Source organism: uncultured Campylobacter sp. (assembly GCF_938015785.1).
Lineage (GTDB): Bacteria > Campylobacterota > Campylobacteria > Campylobacterales > Campylobacteraceae > Campylobacter_B.
In genome coordinates, this window is the sequence record NZ_CALLWC010000001.1 from 1 (window position 1) to 2,964 (window position 2,964).

Sequence of the window (2,964 nt, forward strand, 5' to 3'; positions counted from 1 at the left end):
ACACTCAGCATTATTGATGAATTATATACAGTTATTGAACCTATACTGGATATGGAAAAAAGAATTTTAACGATGCAAAATGAAATGCGGCATCTGACAGGTGAAAAACTTGAAAAACTGTACTCTTCATATACAGCTCTTACACATAACTATGAGCTTATGGACGGGTATGCCGCCAAAAGTAAAGTAGCAGGCATATTAAAGGGACTTGGATTTGAAGAAGCGGACTTTGACAGGAAAATAAACACCTTATCCGGAGGTCAAAAGACCAGAGTTTTTTTGGCAAAGCTGCTACTTGAGGAACCTGATATCATACTCTTGGATGAGCCTACCAACCACCTTGATTTAAGGAGCATAGAGTGGCTTGAATCATATCTGTTAAACTATAAGGGTGCAGTGGTCATAGTATCTCATGACAGGTATTTCCTTGATAAGATAGTCAGTAAAGTCATTGATATAGAAAACGGTAATGTGCAGATGTATATGGGCAATTATACAGACTTTTCAAATAAAAAGCAGATGCTTTTAGATGCAAGGATGAAGGAATATCTTAATCAGCAGCAGGAAATCAGGCATCAGGAGGCTGTTATCACAAAGTTAAAGCAGTTTAACAGAGAAAAGTCAATAAAGAGAGCCGAAAGCAGACAAAAACAGCTTGAAAAGATTGAAAGAGTCGATGCACCGCAGACATATACTGAAAATATGCGACTGTCTCTTGATATAGCAAAGGAAAGCGGAAAGGATGTACTTAGTGTACACAATCTTTCAAAAAGCTTTGACCGTAAAAAATTATTTTATGATATAAACTTTGAGATAAAAAGAGGTGAACGAGTAGCCATAATAGGTGATAACGGTACAGGAAAAACCACCCTTTTAAAAATAATAAACGGGATATTGGAACCTGATATGGGAGAAGTAAGCTATGGTGCAAATGTGAGCATTGCTTACTATGATCAGGAACATCAGGTATTACATATGGAAAAAAGTCTTTTTGATGAGATATCCGACACCTACCCTCAAATGACCAATACTCAAATCAGAAATATACTTGCCGCCTTTCTTTTTACAGGTGATGATGTTTTTAAAAAGATAAAAGACTTATCAGGCGGTGAAAGAGGCAGAGTTTCATTATTAAAACTGATGCTTTCAAGGGCCAATTTTTTGCTGCTGGATGAGCCTACGAGCGCGCTTGATCCCGAGCTTGAGGCACAGGTGCTAAAGACTATCGCAGAGCTTGCCGCAGAGGATCGCTCGCTTATCATCGTCACGCACAATATGGGCTTTGCGCGCAAGATCGCAGATAGAATTTTATTCTTAGACGGCGGAGTTATCGCATTCGACGGCGGCGCAGAGGAATTCTTCGGTAGCAGCGATGAGCGCATAGCTAAATTTATCGGAGCGATGAGCTTTTAAATCCATTAAATTTTAAGGAGAAAAGATGAAAATAGATACCCTAATCGTAAAGGGCATAGAGGCTAAGTCCAACCCTCATAACGCGGTGATTCCGCCGATATATCTAGCCAGCACCTTCGTGCAAGAAAGCCTGGATGATTTCGGCAAATACGCCTATTCGCGCGGCGCAAATCCTACGCGCAACGCCTTTGAGGAACTTTTTGCAAAATTTGAAGGCAGCAAATACGCCTTCGCGCTAGCCTCGGGTATGGCGGCTACGAGCGCTGCATTTGCGCTGCTTAAAAGCGGCGATCGCGTGCTGTTAAATAACAACGTCTATGGAGGTACCTATCGCTACGTAAGTGGGATTTTTAAAAATCAAGGGATAAATTACGACTTGGTGGACGATCTAAATTTGATCACCGAAATTCCAAGCGACGTTAAAATGGTCTTCATCGAAACACCATCAAATCCGCTTTTGCGCGTAACCGACATTGAGCGCATCAGCGAGCTCGCGCACAAAAACGGCGCGCTTGTAGTGATGGATAATACCTTTTTAACCCCATATTATCAGCGCCCGCTAGAGCACGGCGCAGACGTCGTAGTTTATAGCGCGACCAAATACATAGGCGGGCATGCCGATCTAATCGCAGGCATCGTTACGACGAACGACGATGAGCTTGCCGCAAGAATTCAGTTTATGAAAAACACTCTGGGCGCGACGCTATCGCCTACCGACGCGTATTCGCTAATACGCGGACTTAAAACGCTAAGCGTGCGCTTCGACCGCCAGAGCGAAAATACGCTAAAGATAATAGAATTTTTACGCAGCAATCCTGCGGTAGAGGCGGTAAATTTCGCGGGCTCGCATTCGGCTAACGAAAAAGAGATACAAAATCGCCAAGCTAGCGGTATCGGAGCGGTCATCTCACTGGTGCTTAAGCCGCAATACGACTATAAAACCTTTGCGCGCAGCCTTGAGCTATTTGATCTAGCCGTGAGCCTGGGCGGCGTAGAAAGCCTGATCTGCCACCCCGCGTCGATGACGCACGAGAGCTATCCGCGCGAGCTGCAAGAGCGCATCGGCATCAGTCAAAATTTGCTGCGCCTAGCCATAGGCATCGAAAACGCGGACGATCTCATAGCGGACCTTGCCGCCGCGCTAGAAAAATCTAAAAAATAGGCGGCGCGGAATTTGCGCAAGCTCGCGGAATTTCTATGCAGGCTTGTAAAAATTTACGCGGGCGCGCAGAATTCATGCCAAAATTTAGTTCGAAATCCTTATAGCTTCGCTCGTGAGGCTATAAGGGCGCGGTCTTTACGAAGTGGCGCGCATGGCGGGTTTAAAAAGACCCGCCGTCGATCATTTCATTTTTCTAAAAATTCCTTTTCGCAAAACCTATGCCTATTTCTCGCGGGCTAAATTTTGTACGAATCTCACTCGTTAAATTTTACGAAGCATGCGGCTTTGCGTAAAATTTAAAAATTCCGCCACTACGCCGTTGAAATGAAATTTTAATGGCTCAATTAAACTTAAGCGGATTTTCTCTTATCAGTTTCAACAGTTTCTGA

General features: G+C 43.8%; 2 protein-coding genes. Both read left to right on the forward strand.

Annotation, left to right across the window (positions count from 1 at the left end; all coding sequences use genetic code 11):
- On the forward strand, positions 1-1,413 hold a 1,413-nt coding region (abc-f, locus tag Q0393_RS00005), incomplete at its 5' end, for a ribosomal protection-like ABC-F family protein (protein WP_298976953.1).
- A 25-nt stretch (positions 1,414-1,438) separates the two neighbouring features.
- On the forward strand, positions 1,439-2,575 hold the full coding sequence (locus Q0393_RS00010) for a PLP-dependent aspartate aminotransferase family protein (RefSeq protein ID WP_297963538.1): 1,137 nt from the start codon (positions 1,439-1,441) through the stop codon (positions 2,573-2,575).
- The last annotated feature ends 389 nt before the right edge of the window (positions 2,576-2,964 follow it).

Excerpts from the sequence above, each read along its gene's own strand:
- Q0393_RS00010 (WP_297963538.1), top strand. The coding sequence starts at position 1,439 with ATGAAAATAGATACCCTAATCGTAAAGGGCATAGAGGCTAAGTCCAAC.